Genomic DNA, 21,494 nt, shown 5'->3' on the forward strand with positions numbered 1-21,494 from the left:
AAGACAAAGCCTTTGTGACTCAGTCCCTCAGAACCTTTGAATCTGTTAAACAAACTCCTTCAAAGATTTCTCAATAATTTCTAAACATTCTTGAATTTGAGATTCCGTCATAACCAAAGGCGGTGCCAGACGAATTTTGTTCCCGTGCGTTGGTTTAGCCAATAATCCGTTGTCTCTAAATTTAAGGCAGATTTCCCAAGCCAGATTCGAATCTTCATCTGTATTGATTACAATAGCATTTAAAAGACCTTTACCTCTCACAAGCGTAATCAAGTCATTTTTTGCTGCAATATCATTCAAACCTTTTCTTAAAATAACACCAAGACGTTCAGCATTTTCTGCCAATTTTTCGTCTTTAACTACTTCCAATGCTGCAATTGCAACCGCCGCCGCAACCGGATTACCGCCAAAAGTAGAACCATGTTGTCCCGGCTTAATAACGTTCATAATTTCGTCATTACACAAAACTGCCGAAACCGGATAAACGCCGCCAGAAATAGCTTTTCCTAAAATTAAAATATCCGGCTGTACATTTTCATGGTGCACTGCCAATAATTTTCCTGTACGCGCAATTCCTGTCTGAACTTCATCAGCAATAAACAAAACATTATGCTTTTCGCAAAGTGCTTTCGCTTTCGCTAAATAACCTTCAGAAGGCACATAAACTCCAGCTTCACCTTGAATTGGCTCAACTAAAAATCCAGCGATATTTTTTGATGAATTCAAAGCATTTTCCAACGCTTCTAAATTGTCATATTCAATTTTGATAAAACCATCTGTAAAAGGTCCGAAGTTTTTACGTGCTGTTTCGTCATTTGAAAACGAAATAATTGTCGTTGTTCTTCCATGGAAGTTATTCTCACATACAATTACCTGCGCTTGATTTTCTGGAATTCCTTTTACTTCATACGCCCATTTTCTACAAACTTTCAATGCTGTTTCTACTGCTTCAGCACCGGTATTCATTGGCAGAACCTTATCAAAACCAAAATATTTGGTCACGTATTCTTCGTAATTTCCAAGTTTATCGTTATAAAATGCTCTGGAAGTCAAAGTCAGTTTTTGCGCTTGATCTACCATTGCCTGAACAATTTTAGGATGACAATGTCCTTGATTTACGGCTGAATAAGCAGATAAAAAATCAAAATATTTTTTGCCGTCAACATCCCAAACGTATACGCCTTCTCCACGTTCTAAAACCACAGGAAGCGGATGGTAATTATGAGCGCCGTATTTATTCTCTTTTTCAATCAAAATTTCTGATTTTGACGAAAGTGCTTTTTCAGTATCAATCATATTGTTTTGTTTTAGAACGACAAAAGTAGTAAATTTTATTTATTTAAAAGACAAAAACAACACTATTGACTTTAAAAAACATTATTTAAAGTCAAAAATAACTATTTATACAGCTTTAAAAATCAATTTTAAATTTGATCCAAAAATTTTTTTCGCTCTTTAAATTAAAAAAAATAGTTACTTTTATGAATCTTAAAAAGTTTCACCTCGATTAAAATATGGATAATTTAGACGAATTTGATATCAACATTCTTAAAGAATTAGAAAAAGACGGCCGAATGGCATTTTCTGCAATAGCTGCCAATTTGAAAATATCAAATACTATGGTGCATCAGCGAATCAACAGATTGGTCGAACAAGGCGTTATCAGCGGTATCAAGCCAATTGTTCAGGAAAAGAAAATTGGTTACGACTGGGCGTCATTTACCGGCATCACATTAAACAAAGATTCTGATTCTGACCGAATTATTGAAGAATTAAAAAACATTCCCGAAATCACAGAATGTTATTATGTTACGGGATCTTTTACGCTTTATATCAAAATTGTGGCGAAGAATCACGAACACATGCGAAGTATTCTTTACGAAAAAATCGATAACATTCCCGGAATAGCCAAAACCGATTCGATTATAGAATTGGGCTGCGCCTTTAAACGAAATATCATTTTATAAAAAAGAAAATATGCGTTTATCTCTACTGACTTTCTTGTTTTTACTTTTTTGTAAATCAGTATTGATTGCGCAGATTTCGGTTCCAAGTCCTTTGAAAAGTGATTTTGAAGGGACTTTTTCTCTTTTGGCTTCAGATTCGCTGCAAGGACGAAAAGCTAATGACCGAGGCGGGAGTTTAGCAGCTTCTTTTGTATCATCAAAAATGCAATCTTACAAGCTTAAACCTTACAACCAACTCGAAGACTATTTTCAAGTATTTGAAATTCGAGAACATTCCGTAAAAAAAACGGCTTTAGAAATCAAAAAAAGAAATCATAGAACGATTTCTCTTTCTTCAGAAAAAGATTTTGAAGTTATTCCAACTAGGCACTCTCTTCAAAAAAAACAAGCTGAAGCAGTTTTTGTTTCTTATGGTTTGGATGTATCCAAAGAAAACTATAATGATTATAAAACACTCGATGTTAACAACAAGATTGTCATCGTTTTAAGCGGATTTCCGAGCGATCAAGACAGTACTTCTATAGTTTATAAAAAATTTAAAAGCCTATTTCCAGAGGAAAATGATTTAGAAGAAACCAAAATAAAAACAGCCATTAATAAAGGCGCGAGTGCTTTAATTATTATTGAAAATAAAGAAAATTTCAAACCCAAAAAGAATAGCGAAAATGAAGTTTTTCATTCTTTAGAAAATACCACTTCCACCTCGATTCCCGTTTTTAGAATTGGCAAAACAACGGCAGAAAATCTTTTTCCGGAAATTCGATTAAAAGACAACCTCACTTCTCTTCCATTAAAAAAAGTAAAAATCAATTTTTCGACAGAAGTACAATCTGAAAATTTTTATGTTGCAAATGTTTTAGGATATATTTCTGGAAAAGACACTACAAAAACGATTATTGTTGGTGCACATTACGATCATTTAGGAATTAAAAATGATTCGATTTATAATGGCGCAGACGACAATGCTTCTGGAACTTCGGGTTTACTGGCTTTGGCAAAAAAATGGTCGGAATCTAGTATAAAACCTGATTATAACATTCTTTTTGCCGCTTGGACCGCCGAAGAAATGGGACTTTTAGGAAGCGAATATTTTGTTTCCACTCTAAATCCTGAAAAACAAAAGATTCTTTTGGCAATCAATATGGATATGATTTCCAGAAGTGCACCCGAAGATAAAACCCATCGCATTTTAAGTGTCGGAACTCAAAAAACAGATTCCGATTTGCGAAAAATTATTAGCGATGCCAACAGCCAGCTTTCCAAACCTTTTACTCTGGATTTATGGGAAACAGACGGACATTCGGGCAGTGATTATGCTTCTTTTACTGCCAAAGGAATTCCTATTCTAACTTTTTTCAGCGGTTATCATGAAGATTATCATACACCAGGCGATACTTTTTCTAAAGTTGATTTAGACAAAACACAAGACATTTTATTTTTAGTGAACAACGCACTTTTACAATTTATCAAAAACCAAAACGCTGCAAAACCATGAACAAGCCATTTCTATTTAAGGACAAATTCAGGCACTTTCTGTTTTTCTTATTTTTCTTGATTTCAATCGTGACAAATGCGCAGACTCCAAAAGGTAAACTTTTTATTATTGGCGGCGGCGATCGTTCTGATGAATTGATGAAAAAAGCATTAAGTACAGCAGAATTACAACCCAAAGATTTTATTGCTGTACTGCCCATGTCAAGCGAAGAGCCAGACAGTTCGTTTATTTTCTTTAAAAATCAAATGGTAAAATTGACAAAAAATCCGATTGTCATGCTAAATTTCAATAAAGAAACTGCGCAGAATAAAACACTGACGGACTCACTTCAAAAAGCAAAATTAATCTTCATAAGTGGCGGTGATCAAAGTCGTTTTATGTCGGTTGTGCACAATACTCCAATAAAAACAGCGATTGTAAAAGCTTACGAAAACGGAAGCACTATTTCTGGAACGAGTGCCGGCGCGGCGGTGATGTCTGAAAAAATGATAACTGGAAATCAAAAACTGGAAAAAGAATATTCGGGTACTTTTGATAATATCCGTCATGCTAATTTGGAAACTACGGAAGGTCTTGGTTTACTAAAAACAGCCGTTATCGATCAGCACTTCCTGAAAAGAAACCGCTACAACAGACTGCTTTCTGCTTTGGTTGAATTTCCAAATTTAACTGGAATCGGAATTGACGAAAGCACTGCTATTATTGTTCGAAATAATGAAGTTGAAGTAACGGGAGAAAGTGAAGTTATTGTAGTTCGAAATCCAAAAGGAATTCAAAAACACGCAAAAAACAATCTTATTTCTATGGAAAAACTTGAAATGAGTATTTATATATCAGGACAAAAATTTAAAATTAAATAATGAAAAATACCAATTGCAGCAAAGCTTTTTTAACTACAGCCATTTTATTTATCGGCTTGATTATTAATGCTCAAAAATTAGCTCCAAAAGAAATTACGCGTTTAGAAAAACAAGCCAAAGAAGTAACTATCATTAGAGACAATTGGGGAATTCCACACATTTACGGAAAAACAGATGCCGATGCTGTTTTCGGATTATTGTATGCCCAATGCGAAGATGATTTTCCGCGTATTGAGTTGAATTATATAGAAAAACTTGGGCGTCTTTCTGAAATAAAAGGACAATCTGTTTTGTATAACGATCTCGAGATTCGTCTTTTAATTGATGTTGAAGAAGCCAAAACTGATTATAAAAAAGCACCGCAATGGCTTCAAAAATTACTAAACAGCTACGCCGACGCTATCAATTTTTACCTTTACAAACATCCAGAAGTAAAACCTGCACTGCTTACTCATTTTGAACCGTGGTTTCCTTTGTTATGGACAGACGGAAGCATTGGCGCCATCAGCACCGCAGATTTGTCAACAGGAGAATTAAAGGCTTTTTATTCTGGAAATAAAGACAAAGTAGCTTACGTTGAAAGAGAAAAATATGTTCAAACGGGTTCTAACGGATTTGCTTTTGCTCCTTCTAAAACGGCTAGCGGTAATTCAATTTTATACATTAACCCACATACCACTTTTTATTTCAGACCAGAAGTTCAAGTTACCAGCGAAGAAGGTTTAAATGCTTACGGCGCTGTAACTTGGGGACAGTTTTTTATCTATCAAGGTTTTAATGAAAACTGCGGTTGGATGCATACCTCGTCAAATGTAGATGTTGCCGATATGTACGCAGAGAAAATCACTTCTAAAAAAGGAAAGTATTATTATGAATTCGATAAAAAATTATTTCCTGTAAAAGAGAAAGAAATAACAATTAACTATTTGAATGACGGAAAATTAACGGCGAAAAAATTCAAAACTTATTTCACCAATAACGGTCCGATCATGGCAGAAAGAGAAGGAAAATGGATCAGTTTAAAATCGATGAACCGATCGATGACGAGTTTAATTCAAAGCTGGGTGAGAACTAAATCAAAATCTTTTGAAGAATATCAAAAAGCAATGGATTTGAAAGCCAATACATCTAACAATACCGTTTATGCAGATAACAAAGGAAATATCGCGTATTGGCATGGTAATTTTATTCCGATTCGCGACAAGTCTTTAAATTGGTCTAAAGTAATTGACGGTTCAATTTCGGGAACGCAATGGAAAGGACTTCATGAGGTAAAAGAAACGGTACATTTATACAATCCAACAAACGGATGGCTTCAAAACTGCAATTCTACCCCTTTTACTGTCGCTGGTGAAAACAGTCCTAAAAAAACAGATTATCGTCCGTACATGGCTCCAGACGGTGAAAATTTTAGAGGTATAAATGCTGTGCGTATTTTTAGCAATAACGAAAAATACAGTTTGGATGATGTGATCAAAAAAGGATACGATTCTAAATTGTCTATTTTCGAAATCTTGATTCCGAGTTTAGAAAATGTCTTTAATAAAATCCCTAAAGAAAGTCCTGATTATTCGAAAACTGCTGAAGCGGTTTCATTATTAAAAAATTGGAATTATTATGCTAATGAAAATTCGGTTGCAACGACTTTAGCAGTAGAATGGGCTTATAAATTAGACCCGATTATTCAAAAAGCATATATTGATGAAGGAGAAACCGATCAGGTTGAAAACACAAAGAATTTTGCAAAAAATGCTGTTGCTTCGCAAATGATTCCGCAATTACAAGCTGTTTTAAAAGAACTGGAAACCAAATTTGGAACATGGAAAGTAGCTTGGGGCGAAATAAACCGTTTTCAGCGTTCAAGCGGCGATATTAATTTGAAATATGAAGATGCAAAACCTAGTTTACCAGTTGGTTACGGTCCAGGATCTTGGGGAAGTCTGCCTTCTTTTAAAAGCAGTTACCAAAACAATTCTAAGAAAAGATACGGTTATAATGGAAACAGTTTTGTGTGTGCGGTAGAATTCGGTCAAAAAATTAAAGCAAAATCTTTATTAGCTGGCGGTAACAGCGGTGATGTCAATTCCAAACACTTTGACGATCAGGCTGAAATGTACCGAAAAGGCCAATTTAAAGAGGTTTTATTCTACAAAGAAGATGTACTGAAAAATGCTGAAAAGACTTATCATCCGGGTGAATAAGCTGTGAAATGAAAACCTGTAATACAAACCTCGCAATAAATAACCTGCGAGGTTTTTTTGTACCATTTTATTTCTGATATTTGTTTAAAATTGTAAAAATCATGAAAAACTCCATTCTATTTTTATTCGCTACAGTATTGTTTTCCAACACTATAAACGCACAGTTGAAAGCTGTAAAATATGCTGACGGCGAACAGCAGTTAAACGGTTTATTTATTAAATCGGCTAAAAAAAGCAGTCAGAATCCAGGTATTTTGTTATTGCCGGCATGGCTTGGAATTGATAAAGCGTCTAAGGAAATTGCAGAAAACTTATCAAAATTAGGTTATAATGTTTTCATCGCTGATATCTACGGCGAGGGGAATTATCCAAAAAATACCTCAGAAGCTGGCAAACAAGCGGGATACTACAAAAAGAACTTTGAAGCATATCAAAAACGCATCAACGCTGCTTTACAAGAATTAATAAAATCAGGTGCCAACGCCGATAATATTGTTGCAATTGGTTATTGTTTTGGAGGAACGGGTGTTCTAGAAGCTGCAAGAGGACAGTTAAATGTAAAAGGCGTCGCTTCTTTTCATGGCGGTTTAGGAAAAGATGCAAGCCGTGCTGCGACACCAATTACTACAAAGGTTTTAATCTGTCACGGAGCTGATGATCCGTTTGTTTCTAAAGAAGAAATTACAGCTTTTCAACAAGAAATGCGTGATACAAAAGCAGATTGGCAAATGATTTATTATGCTAATTCGGTTCACTCTTTTACCAATCCAGAAGCTGGAAATGATAATTCTAAAGGCGCGGCTTATAATCCTGTTGCTGCCAAAAGATCTTTTGATCATTTACTGTTGTTTCTGAATGAAGTTTTGAAAAAATAAACCTCTTGTAACTAACCAAAACCAAAAAACCCAAACAAACCAATGTCACATAATAAAATCAGAGAAGACAAAACCTGTTTAAACTGCAGACATGTGGTCGAACAGAAGTTCTGCCCTAACTGCGGTCAGGAAAACAGCGATACTCGAAAGACATTTCATCATTTATTTGTACACTTTTTTGAAGATTTAACGCATTATGAAAATGCATTTTGGAAAACAATCATAAATCTGCTTCTTAAGCCTGCTACTTTAACAAAAGAATATTTGTCAGGCAAGCGTTTATCGTATCTTGCTCCCGTTCGACTGTATATTTTCATCAGTTTTATTACGTTTTTATTAATTGCGATATTTCCGAGTAAAGTCTCCGATCAAATTAACGACAACGGAAAAGAAATCAGTGAAAACATAATTAAAAACAGCAAAAACAAAGAATTTAAAAAAGAAGCCGATAAGTATTTCAAAATGAAATCGATGAAAGAAATCGATTCTATTCAGAAATATGGTCCTGAAGACAAGAAACTTAATGCATTTTCGTACTGGGTTTATGAAAAAGCGGTACATGTAACAGAGAAAAACACTAAAAAGGAAATTATCGAAAAATTCATCGAATCCTTTTTTCATAATCTTCCTAAAATTCTATTTATAATAATGCCGTTTTTTGCTTTCTTCCTGTGGCTTTTTCACAACAAAAAGCGTTGGTATTATTTTGATCACGGCATTTTCACGCTGCATTATTTTTCGTTTTTACTCTTGATCTTCCTGATTATGTTTGTTGTAGATCGTTTAATTGGACTTTTTGGAGAAGACAGCCCGCTGAGCTTTATTTCTACTTTGGTCAGCATCGTGGGAACTATCTGGATGTGTTATTATTTTTATCCTGCACATCATCGCTTTTATGGCGAATCACGAATTGTATCATTTGTTAAAAGCGTAACATTATTCATTATAAATTCACTTTTTATTCTATTTTTACTAACCTTTTACGTTCTTTACACATTTATTAACTTACACTAACTACAGCAAATGAAAAAATTGCTTATTTTATTATTGATTGCTTCTGCCTATTCCTGTAAAACATCACAGGCAACGGCATCAAAAGACAATTCGGATCCAACAAAATATGTAAATCTTATTACTCAAAAAGATTTAAAGAAAATGCTTTATGTAATTGCTTCTGATGAAATGGAAGGCCGTGAAACAGGCTCAAAAGGACAAAAGAAAGCAGGTGTTTATATGATTGAACAATATCAAAAAAATGGTATTTCGTTTCCAAAAGGAGCTTCAGATTATTATCAGCGCATTCCAGCTTCTTATTTAAACGCAAGACGCAACCAAAACCTTCAGGATTCTGAAAATATCTGGGCATTTATTGAAGGTTCTGAAAAACCAGAAGAAATCCTGGTAATTTCTGCACACTATGATCATGTCGGAATCAAAGACGGTGAAGTTTACAACGGAGCTGACGATGACGGTTCTGGAACTGTAGCGGTTATGGAAATAGCCAAAGCTTTTGCTAAAGCTAAAAAACAAGGCCACGGACCAAAACGTTCTATTTTATTTCTTCACGTAACTGGCGAAGAACACGGCTTACACGGATCTCGTTTTTACTCTGAAAACCCGTTATTCCCAATTGCAAACACAATTACGGATATCAATATCGATATGATCGGACGTCGTGATGTAGAACACGCTAAAACGAACAATTATGTGTATGTTATTGGTGCGGACAGATTATCATCGCAATTGCACGATGCTGTGGTAGCACAAAACGAAAAATACATCAAAATGGATTTGGATTTCAAATTCAACGATCCAAAAGATCCTAATCATTTCTACGAGCGTTCTGACCACTATAATTTTGCTAAACACGGTATTCCGTCAATCTTTTTCTTCAATGGAGTTCATGAAGATTATCACGGAAAAGATGATACGCCAGAAAAAATTGAATACGACGCTTTAACAAAAAGAGCACAGCTTGCCTTTGTACTTGCATGGGATTTAGCAAATAGAGAGACTAGACCGGTAGTGGATAAGAAGTAAAGTTTTTTAAAGCTTCTGAGTTTCTGAGATGCTAAGCTTCTAAGTTTTCTCTTAAGCTTGTTAAAATAAAAAAGGATGAGTAAAACTCATCCTTTTTTATTTTATATTTTGATTTTCTCAAAGCTAAAAAAACTTAGCAGCTTAGCATCTTAGAAACTTAGCAACTTCCTCCTCTAGTCATTCATCGAAATCAAAAACTCTTCGTTGTTTCTGGTTTTTTTGAATCTATCGTTTACGAAATCCATTGATTCTACTGGGTTCATGTCTGATAGATATTTACGCATGATCCACATTCTTTGTAATGTTTTTTCGTCTAATAAAAGATCGTCACGACGTGTACTTGAAGACGTAAGATCGATTGCAGGAAAAATACGTTTATTGGCTATCTTACGATCTAATTGAAGTTCCATGTTACCTGTTCCTTTAAACTCTTCGAAGATCACCTCGTCCATTTTAGAACCTGTTTCTGTCAATGCAGTTGCGATGATACTTAACGAACCTCCGTTCTCTACATTTCTAGCCGCTCCAAAGAAACGTTTTGGTTTTTGTAATGCATTGGCATCAACACCACCACTTAATACTTTTCCTGACGCTGGCTGTACGGTATTGTAAGCTCTTGCTAAACGTGTTATAGAATCTAGTAAAATAACAACATCGTGCCCGCATTCTACTAAACGTTTTGATTTTTCAAGAACGATATTGGCAATTTTTACGTGTTCTTGAGGCTCTCTGTCAAATGTTGACGCGATAACCTCACCGCGAACACTTCGTTGCATATCCGTAACCTCTTCTGGACGTTCGTCGATCAAAAGAACGATCAAATAAACTTCTGGATGATTTGCTGCAATTGCGTTAGCAATGTCTTTTAAGAGCATTGTTTTACCCGTTTTTGGCTGCGCAACGATCATACCACGCTGTCCTTTACCAATTGGTGAAAACAAATCTATAATTCGGGTTGAAATAGAACTGCCTTTTTCGGCTAATTTGAATTTTTCTGAAGGAAAAACTGGTGTCAAGTGTTCGAAAGAAACTCTATCGCGAACAACCTGCGGATCGTGTCCATTAATTTTTAATACACGAACAAGAGGGAAAAACTTCTCGCCTTCTTTTGGAGGACGAACCACTCCTTTTACAGTATCTCCTGTTTTTAGACCAAATAATCTAATTTGTGAAGTCGATAAATAAATATCATCTGGAGAAGCTAAATAATTATAATCTGATGAACGTAAGAATCCGTAACCGTCCGGCATCATTTCAAGAACACCTTCACTTTCGATAATTCCGTCAAATTCAAAATCTGAATCTCTGAAATTGCTGTTATTCTTTTTATTTTTATGATTAGGGTTTTGATTCTGGTTGTTGTGATTTCCGTTACCATTCCCGTTTTGATTTTGATTCTGATTCGGGTTTTGATTTTGGTTTTTGTTCTGGTTCGGATTAATCTTTTTTGCTGCAGGAGCTTGTTTTTCGATTTCTGCCTCTGGAGTTGCTGAGACTGTACTTTCTGCAGTTGTATTTTCTGTTGGTGTATTTTCTGCTGCTATATTTTCAGTTACCTCATTTTCAGTAACGATAGTATCTTTTGCTGCTTCTTTTTCCTTTTTAAGAGCTACTTTCTTTTCGTAAGCAGATTTACTAAATTTTACAATTTTAGGCTCTTTTTTCTCTGCTGTTTTGTTTGATTTAATTTCTTCTGGCGCAACTGCTTCAGTTTCCTTTACAACTTCTGGCGATTTGTTCTCTGAGACAGTTTCCTCTACTTGATCAAATTCTATAACTGGTGCATTTTTTGCATTTGCCGTTTTTTTAACCGGTGCTATTCTTGCACGTTTTGGTTTTTCATCTGTAACTTCTTTAACAGTTTCGGCTTTTGGAGCTTCTGGAGCGGCAAGAGATGTTTCTTGGTGAGCTAAAATCTGACTAATTAAAGTCTCTTTTTTGACACCATTAATCTTTATTGTTTTAGCTAACTTAGCTATTTCTTGAAGCTCAGCAAGCTTCATTTCTTTTAATGCAGAAATATCAAACATGAATATTCTATGAATTTAATTATTTTAAAGGAAAAACTGTAAAAAGAATAGGTAGATAATTTTTTTGAACTAACCGCAGTATGAAGTGCTTACGGTATTATGATGCAATAATACGAATAAAATTTAATCATACAATAGTATTTTAAAAAAAGAAAATATATTTTTGTAAAACAATTTTAGATTATGTTACAAAGAATTCAGACTGTATATTTAATTCTTGCCTTTGCCGCAACAGGTATCCTAATGCTGTTTATACCGCTTTGGACAACCGCTGACGGAAAGCCTTTCTTTTTTATGCAGGATCAGCTTTATACTATTTTATTAGGTTTGACAACAATGCTTAGTATTATCAGTATTATTTCATTCAAAAAAAGACAAAACCAGTTTGTGTTAAACAGACTAAATATAATATTAAACTTAATTTTATTAGGATTATTTGTATATCGATCACTAAATTTATCTGGAGAGACTCAGGTCTCTGAGAAAGGTATTGGGATGTTTCTTCCGATTGTTGCTATCGTGTTATTAGTTTTAGCTAATAAGGCCATCAAAAAGGACGAAGATCTTGTAAAATCTGTAGACCGTTTGAGATAAACCTATAAACTTAATTTATTTGTGCGAAGAAAACCTGAATTTTTATTCAGGTTTTTTTTGTTTCCCACATTAAACAAAAGACTCGAAAAACCTTACAAAAACAACATTTGTAAGATATTTTTTTCGTAAATTTGGCTTCGCTTTTTAAAACTCATTATGGCAACCAAAATTAAGATCCATCTTGCAGATGATCATCAGGTTCTTCTTGATGGTTTGTCCAATCTATTGCAGACGGTTCCTAATTTTGAAATTGCTGGAACTTCAACAGATGGCTCAACGGTTTATCAAGACGTTCTAGAAAACAATGCTTCTATATTGGTTCTTGATATCAGTATGCCTGGTAAAGACGGAATTGCTGTTTTAAAGGAATTTAAAGAAAAAGAATCGCCCTGCAAAATCATCATCTTATCTAGTTATGATGATTTAAAAATCATTAGAGAAGTAATGAAACTGGGAGCAAAAGGTTATCTTACTAAAAAATGTGCAGGAGAAAATATCATTGAAGCTATTGAAGTTGTTAATGATAACCAAGAATATTTTTCGGATGCTGTCCAGCAGAAAATTTTCGATTCTTTTAGAGAAAAAGATCCAAAAATAAATCAAAATACACATACCGAAAATCAATTTTTAAGTCCGCGTGAAATTGAAATAATAAAACTTATCGCTTTAGAATACAGCGGTACAGAAATTAGCGAGAAGCTTTATATAAGCGCTCATACGGTAGAAACACACCGAAAAAACATCATGAAAAAACTGAATATTAAAAGCTCGATCGGTTTGGTTAAATATGCTTTAAAAAATAACCTTATCAATCCTTAAATCAGTTTCAAATGACTGCTTTTAGAATACTTCTCTACTTTCTTTTTCTGATTACTCTAAACAGCAATCCAGCTTTTAGTCAGACGCCATCTGAACAAAATAGTGTTTCAGCAGTTAAAAAAAACAATACTCCAGAGTTTCGAAAATCAGAACAACTTCGCAATAAAAAAGTAGTCAGCCTTTCTATCGTTTTAATTGTGATCCTATTTTTTCTGTTTTACTTTTTTTATCAGAATAACAAACTAAAACAGAAGATAAAACGAAAAGATATTAAGCAGAAAATATTACTTGACGTTATTAATTCCGGTATTGATTCTCAGGAAATTGAACGAAAAAAAATAGCCTCTTTTTTACACGACAACATTAATTCTCTTTTGTCATCGGCGGGACTTCATTTGAACGTTTTTACTACACAAAATCAAATAGAATCTGATGAAATAAAGAAGGCAAAAACAATTTTAACTGAAGCACACGATTTACTTCGGGATATGTCTCATGATTTGGTTCCGACTCTTTTGGTGCGTTTCGGATTGATTTATGCTTTAGAAGATTTATGCGAAAAGAATTCTAATTCTACCATTTCTTTTGAATTTTCAAGTTCGGTTTCGACTGATAAAAGATATTCTGAAAAATTTGAAATGAAAATTTATTTCATTGTTTCTGAACTCTTTAACAACATTATAAAACACAGTGAAGCTCAAAAAGCACAAATTATCCTTAAAGAAAAAAACAATCAGCTGGTTATCCATATTCACGACGACGGAATCGGTTTTAAAACCCAAAAACTAAAAGATGCCGAAGGTTTTGGACTAAATAGAATTAGAGCCCGAATTAAAAAATACAAAGGAAATTTATCTATTATTTCTAATGCCGGCAAAGGCACATCGATTAAAATTCTGATTCCAATTCCACATTAATTACTTCTCTCCTATTTCGATGATTTCCAAATCTTTGATTTTATCATCGTCAATTACAAATCGTAACATTGTTCTCACTTTATGAAAACCGCTTTTTCCGGCTGCTCCGGGATTCATGTGCAAAAGATTGTTCTTTTTATCAAACATTACTTTTAAAATATGCGAATGTCCGCAAATAAAAATCTTAGGTGGATTCTTTGCTAATTCTTCTCGAACAGCTGGATTGTATTTTCCTGGATAACCTCCGATATGTGTGATCCAAACTGATACATTCTCACAAGAAAATCGATTATGAAGCGGGAATTCCATTCTTGCTTTTGCGTCGTCAATATTTCCGTATACCGCTCTTAAAGGTTTTAATTTCTTTATAGTGTCTGTAACAATGAGATCACCAATGTCACCGGCGTGCCAGACTTCATCTGCCTGTGCAACATATTTTAAAATGGTATCATCAATATGGCTGTGCGTATCAGAAAGGAGAAGGATTTTTTTCATTTCTTTAAAGGGACAAAGGTTCAGAGTGGCAAAGGTACAAAGGTTTTTCTCTACTTACCAAACTGTGAAGTTATAGGAAAACAAAGATTTTCTCAAGAAAAATCTTTATTATTAAAATTTCTTATTTGACAATCTCTCGTCACAAGATACTGCTGTGTATGTATCTCACAATTTAAAACACAACAAAAGACCTTTGTATCTTTGTCTCTTTGCAGCTTTGTGCCTAAAGTCAAAAAACCTTTGTACCTTTGCCACTCTGAACCTTTGAACCTCAAAAGTGAGATATTTTATTCAATTTGCTTATAACGGAACACATTTTCATGGCTGGCAGATACAGCCAAATGCATCTTCTGTACAAGAAACTTTAAACAAAGCTTTTTCTGTTTTATTAAATGAACCAATCAGTATTATGGGTGCTGGGCGAACCGATACGGGTGTTCACGCGACAGAAATGTTTGGCCATTTTGATACTGAAAAGAATTTAGACGTTCCGGTTTTGGTGCATAAATTGAATTCTTATCTTCCAAAAGACATTGCAATTTTTGACATTATTTTGGTTCAAGATGATGCACATTGCCGATTTGACGCAAAAAAGCGAACGTATGAATACCATATTAATACTTTTAAAAATCCTTTTTTGGAGAATTTGAGCTGGTATATGAGTCAGAAATTGGATTTGGATTTGATGAATGAAGCCGCACAAATTTTGTTTAAGCATACTGATTTTCAATGTTTCTCTAAATCAAATACAGATGTTAATACCTATGACTGTACAATTTTTGAGGCATATTGGAAACAGGAAAACGACAAATTGATTTTTACGATTTCGGCTAATCGATTTTTAAGAAATATGGTTCGGGCAATTGTAGGCACGTTGATCAATATTGGTTTAAAGAAAATTACTTTGACTGATTTTGAAGATATCATTGCCAGCAAAAACAGAGAAAAAGCTGGATTTTCGGTTCCGGCACATGGTTTATATTTAACAAAAGTTAATTACGATTACATCATAAAATAGCCCTGATTGAAGTGAAAAGCTTTTTTGAAAAAAATTATGTTTTTGTGTTTTTATAAAGCGACCGGAGGAAGCTCTTATAAAAACAATACAAAAACCAATTTTAAAAAAAAACTTGTAACGGAAAGCAGGAAGAAGCTCCTAAAAAATAAATGAAAGCAAAAGCATTTGATACTGGTTTATTTAAACGAATTTTAAAATATACGAAGCCCTATAAATGGCGTTACTATGGCGTAATTATTTTTGCCATTTCGCTGTCTATTTTTGCGGCGCTTCGTCCTTACTTATTAAAACAAACTGTTGACGGATATATTAAGACGCACGATCAGTATGGTTTGTTGATGTACATTATTTTAATGGGCGTGGTTTTACTGCTGGAGGTTTTTTCGCAATTTTACTTTGTTTATTGGGCGAACTGGCTTGGGCAGGATATTGTAAAAGATATTCGCACGAAACTTTTTGAGCACATTTTGAGTTTTAGAATGAAGTATTTTGATTTGGTTCCGGTTGGACAGCTGGTTACTCGAGCTGTTTCGGATATTGAATCAATTGCTCGTATTTTCAGCCAGGGATTGTTTATGATTATAAGCGATTTGATGAAAATGCTGGTGGTGCTCCTTTTTATGTTTTATATGAACTGGAAACTGACTTGGATTGTGGTTATTGCAATGCCAATTCTGGTTTATGTGACTCGAATTTTTCAGCGCAAAATGCAGGTTGCTTTTGAGGAAGTAAGAACGCAGATTGCCAACATGAACTCTTTTGTTCAGGAGCGTGTCACGGGAATGAAAATCGTACAGCTTTTTAACCGCGAAAAAATCGAAGCCGAAAATTTTAAAGACATTAACAATAAACATCGAGTAGCGTGGATTAAAACGATTTTGTACAACTCGATTTTCTTTCCGATTGCCGATATTATTTCGTCTATTACTTTAGGTCTGGTTGTCGTTTATGGCGGATTCAGAATTTTGAATGGCGATCACTTTACGACTTTTGGAGATTTGTTTTCGTACACGATGTTCATCGGAATGCTTTTTAATCCGTTACGACAAATTGCTGATAAGTTTAATGAAATGCAGTTGGGAATGATTGCAGCCAATCGTGTTTTTGATATTATCGACACGCAAGATCATATTCAAGATACAGGAACTCTTGAAGCACCTGTTTTTAAAGGAAGTATCGAATTTAAGGACGTCCGTTTTAGTTATATTCCAGAAGAAGAAGTAATAAAAGGAATTGATTTATCCGTTTCGGCTGGGCAGACGATTGCGATTGTGGGTTCTACCGGTGCTGGAAAATCTACTATTATTAATCTCTTGAATCGCTTTTACGAAATTAACAGTGGTACGATTTGTATTGACGGCGAAAATATTGAAGATTATACTTTGGCTTCGCTTAGAAAACAAATCGCTGTTGTACTTCAAGATGTGTTTTTGTTTGCCGATACAATTTATAATAACATCACTTTGCATAATCCAGAAATTACAAGAGATCGAGTAATCGATGCGGCAAAGAAAATCGGTGTTCATGATTTTATTATGAATCTGCCGGATAATTATGATTTTGATGTAAAAGAACGCGGTGTGATGCTGTCGTCTGGACAAAGACAGCTGATTGCCTTTTTACGTTCTTATGTAAGTAATCCGAGTATTTTGATTTTAGATGAAGCGACTTCGTCTATTGACACGTATTCTGAAGAAATGATTCAGCGTGCGACCGAAACGATTACAAAAGGAAGAACTTCTATTATTATTGCACACCGATTGGCTACGATTGTAAATGCCGATAAAATTGTGGTAATGGACAAAGGTTTGATTGTGGAACAAGGAACGCATCAGGAATTATTGCATAAAACTGATGGTTATTATAAAAACTTATACGACTCGCAATTTGCTGTTGCCAATTAAGTTGTAAATACAAATACTATTCTTTGAAATTTAGATTAAAAAAAATAACTTCTAGAAAAGCCTTTATAATTTATGTAGCGGTTTCTATTCTTATTACGGTTTCTTCTGTTTACATTTTGAGTAATTTGATTACCGATTTGACAGAAAAGGCAAATGATGAAATATCGGAGCGTAATTTTTTGAAAAAACAGGAATTTTTATCACAGGAGTTTTCTAAACAACTAGAACATGAAAACCGAGTAAAACATGTTTTAAAAATCAGCAAGAAAGAAGATCTAACGGCGAACTTACAAATTTTGTCTTCGGTCCAGAGTATTAATTTTCTGGTTGTAGACAATTGGTTTCAAATCAATGATAATAAAATTCAGTTTGGAAATGATTCTATTTCTGATGGCGTAAAAAAAGAAGTAACAGATTTTATTCTAAAAAATAAAAATTCTGATCATTTCAGCGCCGTTATACCACAGGGAAAAGAATGGGTTTGGCGAATTTATTTTAAACTCAATTCTAAAAACACGACAGTACGTTATGGTTATGATATCAACTTAAAAAAACTTCGTGATTATTTTTCTAATATAGATAAGTCTAAATCGGCAACCAATTATGCTTTTATTTTTGATAAATCGGGAACATGTATTTATCATCCGGATTCTACATTTATAGGCAAAAATATTTACAAAGTCTCTTCTACCCGATCTATTGATACTATTTTTACTAAAAAACAGGATTACGTAAAAAGAGTAACTATTTCTGAGTTTTTAAAATTGGATGTTATTCGATTTACTAAAAGATTAGATTTAAAAAATTCACAGTGGTTTGTATGCGTCAATTTTCCAAAATTTTCTATGGATGAAAATGTAGCATCAATCAAAAAATATTCGACTTGGATCTATTCGATAACAACTGTAATGCTTTTGCTAATTTTCTATTTATTCTCTTATGCTAATAGACGCGCATATCGAGAAAAAGGAATTGCAATTAAGGAGAAAAACAGGCTTTTGGTTGAAAACGAAAAAATCATCAAAGAAAAAGCGTTGATTCAGCTGCAGCAATTAAAGGAGCAGATGAATCCGCACTTTTTATTTAATTCGCTCAATTCACTTTATATGCTAATTGGAAGTGACATTAAAGTGGCGCAAAAATTTACGCTGAATTTATCTCGCATATACAGATATTTAATTGATCCGCCAGAAGAGAATATTGTTTCTCTAAAGGACGAATTATTATTTATCGAAAAATACATTTTTTTACAACAGACCCGTTTTAAAGAAGAGCTTTTCTTTTCAATAGAAATAGAAGACGAAGCTGCTTTGGAGAAACATATTCCGTATTTAGCTTTTCAGACTGTTGTTGAAAATGCTATAAAGCATAATGCTGCAACACAAGAAAATCCGTTAACTACGAAAATTCTGATTCAAACAAATCAAGTAATTATCAGTAATAATTTACAAAAGAAATTGACTGCTGAACCGAGCACAAAATTTGGTTTAAATTACCTGAAAAGCATCTATAAATACTACTCAAAAACCGATTTTAAAACCTCAGAAAAAGACGGCAATTTTGTCTGTATTCTTCCATTAATATCCACTCACTCCTAAAAAAAAGCCATTCACTCCTTTTTGTTTTTTTACTACGTTAAAACAAAATAGTTTCGGTCAAAAATTAACCTAAACTTAACATCTGATGAAGGAAAAGGCATTCCTGCATAGCTTTATAACATTTTGCTTATTTATTTTATTATTAGTTCCTGTTACCGCTCATTCTCAAAAGAAAAAGAAGGACAAAAAAGACTCAACTGAAATCTCTAAAGATTCTACTGATTCTAAAAAAGGAAAAAAATACGATGACCTTGTAAAAAAAGGAACAGTAAAAAAAGGACTTTTTAATATTATTCAAGTTAAAACAGATGTTTATTTTGAAATTCAGGACAGCTTATTTAAAAGAGAATTTTTAGTTGTCAATAAATTATCTCAGGTTCCTTTCCAACTTAATGACGCTGGTTTAAATAAAGGAATGAATTATGAAAACAAAGTCATTAGTTTTTATAAAGATACCATCGCAAAAAAAGTCTGGGTAAAATCGTATGTTCCTAAAGTTTCTTCACCAAAAGAAGATGCGATTACAGAATCTGTAAAAAATAATTTCGCCGAATCTATTATTGAAGTTTTTGATATTGAAACTAAAAATAATGATTCGACAGCTGTTGTTATTAAAGTAAATAAGATTTTTGACGGAAAACAAAAAAGCTTCAATGATGTTTTGAGCAACATTGGTCTTGGTGGTTCTGTAAAATCTGAGCATTCTTATATAGAGGGATTAAAATCTTTCCCTAAAAACATTGTAATAAAATCACAGCTGACAACTTCATTCAGCGAAGGCGGACAGTCTTTACCAATAACACTTGGTGTGACAAGTAATATTATTTTGTTGGATAAAACTCCAATGAAACCACGTTTTTCTGACAACCGAATTGGATTCTTTACCGAAAAGCATTGGTATTATACCGATACACAGCAAGCAGTACTTGAAAAAGAACTGATTACACGCTGGCGTTTAGAACCAAAAAAGGAAGATGAAGAGCGTTATTTGAAAGGTGAATTAGTGCAGCCGAAAAAACCAATCGTTTATTACATCGATCCATCGACTCCAAAACAATGGAGAAAATATATCATAGAAGGGGTACACGATTGGCAGGTTGCTTTTGAAAAAGCTGGTTTTAAAAATGCAATTATTGCAAAAGAACCAACAGAACAAGATTTGGATTTTGATGTCGATGATGTGCGTTATTCAGTTATCACTTATGCTGCATCTCAAAAATCAAACGCCATGGGCCCTTCGGTTGTTGATCCAAGAAGCGGTGAAATTATTGAGTCAGATATTATCTGGTGGCATAACGTGATGACTTCACTACAGAGCTGGATGCGTATTCAGACTGGTCCGATTGACCCAAAAGCAAGAGGTAATGTATTCAGTGATGAACATATGGGAGAAGCAATTCGTTTTGTTTCATCTCACGAAGTGGGTCATACTTTTGGTCTTAAACATAATATGGGTTCTTCTTTTGCTTATGATGTTGAGTCTTTAAGATCTAAAGAGTTTACAGCAAAAATGGGCGGAACAGCGCCATCTATTATGGATTATGCACGTTATAACTATGTAGCGCAGCCAGAAGACAATGTTACAGTTATTACTCCAAAAATTGGAGAATATGATAAATATGCTATTGAATGGGGTTACAGATGGTATTCGCCTGACGAAAACGAAACAACAAAACTAAACGCCTTAATTACAAAACATCAAAATGACCCCATTTACTTTTACGGCGAACAACAGGCAAATATAATTGACCCGCGTTCCCAGTCTGAAGATTTAGGAAATGATGCTGTTAAGGCAAGCGAATATGGTTTAAAAAATCTTAAGCGCGTTGTTGACAATATTATAAACTGGACTTATGACAAAGATCAATCATATTATGAGACTGGTAAATTATACATGGGAACTATTGGTCAATGGAATATGTACAATTTTCATGTAATGAATAATATTGGTGGTGTTTACTTAAATCCTACTGTTCATGGAGATAATAAAAAAAGTTACGTTCCAGTTGCCGCTTCAATGCAAAAAAGAGCAGCAGATTATTTAGTAAAAAATGTAATCTCAATGCCTAAATGGTTGTTTTTTAATGACATTTTAGACAAAACCAATCCACTTAAAGATTCTCCAATTGGACCTTATGAATATACTGCTTATACACTTTCGAGAGACATACAGTACGATGTTTTGTATAAGTTATTGAGTGATGATCGTCTGCTGAGAATGACAGAAAACGAATTATACCAGGGGAATAAAACCACTGAGAAGGTTTTTACCGTAAATGATTTGTTTTTAAAAATACATCAAAGTGTATTTGCAGGAACACTTCAAAACAAATCGCTATCGATCATGGAACGTACGACGCAGAAGAATTATGTGGATGTTTTGATTGTTTCTATAAACAAATTATTTGAAAAAACAGACGTTAAAAAAGCAATTGATATACAAGAAACATTACAAATGCCTCATTTATGTTCTTTAGATGATGCTCACATGGCAAGAAATATTAATAACACTTCCTTAAAAAGAGTTGCAGAAGTGACTTCTGACAAAAAAGGAGAATTATATAAAGTGCTTCAATTATTAAAAATGAAGAAAAGCACAGGTGATCAATCCACCAAAAATCATTACCTCGATTTGATACAACGAATCGAAAAAGCTTTGAATAATACAACCTTTTAAATAC

17 protein-coding genes are annotated in these 21,494 nt (G+C 33.9%); 14 read left to right on the forward strand and 3 right to left on the reverse strand.

Going from position 1 to position 21,494, the window contains the following annotated elements:
* Window positions 1-45: 45 nt before the first annotated feature.
* Window positions 46-1,296, reverse strand: coding sequence for an ornithine--oxo-acid transaminase (gene rocD, locus ACFSC2_RS06535; protein ID WP_379817123.1), 1,251 nt, complete (start codon window positions 1,294-1,296; stop codon window positions 46-48).
* Window positions 1,297-1,514: 218 nt separating this feature from the next.
* On the opposite strand from rocD, the gene ACFSC2_RS06540 reads away from it, so the two are divergent.
* From ACFSC2_RS06540 to ACFSC2_RS06570, 7 genes are all read left to right on the forward strand, one after another.
* Complete coding sequence (locus ACFSC2_RS06540; RefSeq protein ID WP_379817122.1) at window positions 1,515-1,967, forward strand: Lrp/AsnC family transcriptional regulator; 453 nt, start codon at window positions 1,515-1,517, stop codon at window positions 1,965-1,967.
* 10 nt (window positions 1,968-1,977) lie between these two features.
* Window positions 1,978-3,462, forward strand: a complete 1,485-nt coding sequence (locus ACFSC2_RS06545) for a M20/M25/M40 family metallo-hydrolase (RefSeq protein WP_379817121.1) — start codon at window positions 1,978-1,980, stop codon at window positions 3,460-3,462.
* Window positions 3,459-4,322, forward strand: coding sequence for a cyanophycinase (locus tag ACFSC2_RS06550; RefSeq protein ID WP_379817120.1), 864 nt, complete (start codon window positions 3,459-3,461; stop codon window positions 4,320-4,322). Before ACFSC2_RS06545 ends, ACFSC2_RS06550 begins: the two co-directional genes overlap by 4 nt.
* Complete coding sequence (locus ACFSC2_RS06555) at window positions 4,322-6,523, forward strand: penicillin acylase family protein (RefSeq protein ID WP_379817119.1); 2,202 nt, start codon at window positions 4,322-4,324, stop codon at window positions 6,521-6,523. The genes ACFSC2_RS06550 and ACFSC2_RS06555 overlap by 1 nt, the downstream gene beginning before the upstream one ends.
* A gap of 101 nt (window positions 6,524-6,624) precedes the next feature.
* Entirely contained in the window at window positions 6,625-7,398 is a 774-nt protein-coding gene (locus ACFSC2_RS06560) for a dienelactone hydrolase family protein (RefSeq protein WP_379817118.1), read from the forward strand.
* A 42-nt stretch (window positions 7,399-7,440) separates the two neighbouring features.
* The gene (locus tag ACFSC2_RS06565) at window positions 7,441-8,412 is read left to right on the forward strand and encodes a DUF3667 domain-containing protein (RefSeq protein ID WP_379817117.1); all 972 of its coding nucleotides are present in this window, start codon (window positions 7,441-7,443) and stop codon (window positions 8,410-8,412) included.
* 9 nt (window positions 8,413-8,421) lie between these two features.
* A complete protein-coding gene (locus ACFSC2_RS06570; RefSeq protein WP_379817116.1) occupies window positions 8,422-9,438 on the forward strand; it encodes a M28 family peptidase in 1,017 nt (338 codons plus the stop codon).
* A 173-nt stretch (window positions 9,439-9,611) separates the two neighbouring features.
* Here the strand turns inward: ACFSC2_RS06570 and rho are convergent, their stop codons facing one another.
* Window positions 9,612-11,468: a transcription termination factor Rho gene (gene rho / locus ACFSC2_RS06575; protein WP_379817115.1), complete on the reverse strand. Its 1,857-nt coding sequence runs from the start codon at window positions 11,466-11,468 to the stop codon at window positions 9,612-9,614.
* A gap of 183 nt (window positions 11,469-11,651) precedes the next feature.
* On the opposite strand from rho, the gene ACFSC2_RS06580 reads away from it, so the two are divergent.
* From ACFSC2_RS06580 to ACFSC2_RS06590, 3 genes are all read left to right on the forward strand, one after another.
* Window positions 11,652-12,062, forward strand: coding sequence for a DUF4293 domain-containing protein (locus tag ACFSC2_RS06580; RefSeq protein WP_379817114.1), 411 nt, complete (start codon window positions 11,652-11,654; stop codon window positions 12,060-12,062).
* A 156-nt stretch (window positions 12,063-12,218) separates the two neighbouring features.
* Complete coding sequence (locus ACFSC2_RS06585) at window positions 12,219-12,881, forward strand: response regulator (RefSeq protein WP_379817113.1); 663 nt, start codon at window positions 12,219-12,221, stop codon at window positions 12,879-12,881.
* A gap of 11 nt (window positions 12,882-12,892) precedes the next feature.
* Complete coding sequence (locus ACFSC2_RS06590) at window positions 12,893-13,798, forward strand: sensor histidine kinase (protein WP_379817112.1); 906 nt, start codon at window positions 12,893-12,895, stop codon at window positions 13,796-13,798.
* Here ACFSC2_RS06590 and ACFSC2_RS06595 read toward each other — a convergent pair whose 3' ends face one another.
* On the reverse strand, window positions 13,799-14,293 hold the full coding sequence (locus ACFSC2_RS06595) for a metallophosphoesterase family protein (protein WP_379817111.1): 495 nt from the start codon (window positions 14,291-14,293) through the stop codon (window positions 13,799-13,801). It abuts the gene before it with no gap.
* 277 nt (window positions 14,294-14,570) lie between these two features.
* Here ACFSC2_RS06595 and truA point away from each other — a divergent pair, with 277 nt between their 5' ends.
* The 4 genes from truA (at window position 14,571) to ACFSC2_RS06615 (ending at window position 21,490) form a co-directional block, all read left to right on the forward strand.
* Window positions 14,571-15,311 (forward strand): tRNA pseudouridine(38-40) synthase TruA, encoded by a 741-nt coding sequence (gene truA / locus ACFSC2_RS06600; RefSeq protein ID WP_379817110.1) that lies wholly within the window; start codon window positions 14,571-14,573, stop codon window positions 15,309-15,311.
* A gap of 149 nt (window positions 15,312-15,460) precedes the next feature.
* Window positions 15,461-17,215, forward strand: a complete 1,755-nt coding sequence (locus ACFSC2_RS06605; RefSeq protein WP_379817109.1) for an ABC transporter ATP-binding protein — start codon at window positions 15,461-15,463, stop codon at window positions 17,213-17,215.
* A 23-nt stretch (window positions 17,216-17,238) separates the two neighbouring features.
* Window positions 17,239-18,813 carry a sensor histidine kinase gene (locus ACFSC2_RS06610; protein WP_379817108.1) on the forward strand — a complete coding sequence of 525 codons (1,575 nt, stop codon included), beginning with the start codon at window positions 17,239-17,241 and terminating at the stop codon, window positions 18,811-18,813.
* Window positions 18,814-18,898: 85 nt separating this feature from the next.
* Window positions 18,899-21,490: a zinc-dependent metalloprotease gene (locus ACFSC2_RS06615; protein ID WP_379817107.1), complete on the forward strand. Its 2,592-nt coding sequence runs from the start codon at window positions 18,899-18,901 to the stop codon at window positions 21,488-21,490.
* Window positions 21,491-21,494: the final 4 nt, after the last annotated feature.

Source organism: Flavobacterium artemisiae, from assembly GCF_042678225.1.
In the GTDB taxonomy this organism is placed as follows: Bacteria; Bacteroidota; Bacteroidia; order Flavobacteriales; family Flavobacteriaceae; genus Flavobacterium; species Flavobacterium artemisiae.